This window comes from Vibrio sp. 378 (genome assembly GCF_033339435.1).
Genome location: NZ_JAWOUO010000386.1, coordinates 1 through 791 on the forward strand (window position 1 = coordinate 1; position 791 = coordinate 791).

Below are 791 nucleotides of genomic sequence, written 5' to 3' on the forward strand. Positions count from 1 at the left end.
CCCGCCAAGCATTTAATGATGCCGTGACCAGCTACAACACTTACAAGCAAACATTCCCACCCGTTATCTTCGCGAACACATTTGGTTTCCAAGACGGTAAGTTACTTGAGTTTGCAGACACAGAAGCAATCCAAGAAGCGCCGAAGGTTGCGTTCTAATGGACTTTTTTCATCATCAAGACACTGCGCGCCAGCGAACTGGACTTTTGGTGATGCTATTCACTTTGGCCGTTTTAGCCATCACAGGGCTAGTGAGTGTCATTTCGATTGGCATCTACTTCTATTTCACTGGCGAACCGTTCACCACTCAATCCATCATCAGTTATTGTTTGTTGAGCTTTGTGGGCGTGCTAACGGTTGTTAGCATCAGCTCATTCATTCGTCTTAGTGAGCTAAACGCCAATGGTGGACGTGGCGTTGCAGAAAGTATCGGCGGCAAGTTGATTTCGACAGACACGTCAAATGCGAAACACCGCCAGTTACTCAATGTTGTGGAAGAAATGTCCATCGCGTCGGGGATTCCCGTGCCACCAGTTTATGTGATGACGGAAGAGCACGGCATCAACGCGTTTGCTGCAGGCATGAGCATTGATGATGCCGTCATCGGAGTAACGCAAGGAGCACTAGATGCGTTTAGCCGTGACGAACTTCAAGGTGTAATTGCCCATGAGTTCAGCCACATCTTAAATGGTGATATGCGGTTGAATACTCGTCTGATTGGTGCGTTATTTGGCATTACCTGCATTGCTCATTTTGGTCATCTGATCTTGGATAACTCGAACAGCACTCGTC

Annotated in this window: 2 protein-coding genes; both read left to right on the top strand. The window is 47.5% G+C overall.

Features of this window, described 5'->3' with window-relative positions:
* Window positions 1-158: LemA family protein (locus R7Q48_RS26435; protein ID WP_318133171.1), on the top strand; the 158-nt coding region annotated here is incomplete at its 5' end.
* Window positions 158-791, top strand: a 634-nt coding sequence (locus R7Q48_RS26440) for a M48 family metalloprotease (RefSeq protein WP_318133169.1), incomplete at its 3' end; no start/stop codon positions are given. The genes R7Q48_RS26435 and R7Q48_RS26440, both read left to right, overlap by 1 nt.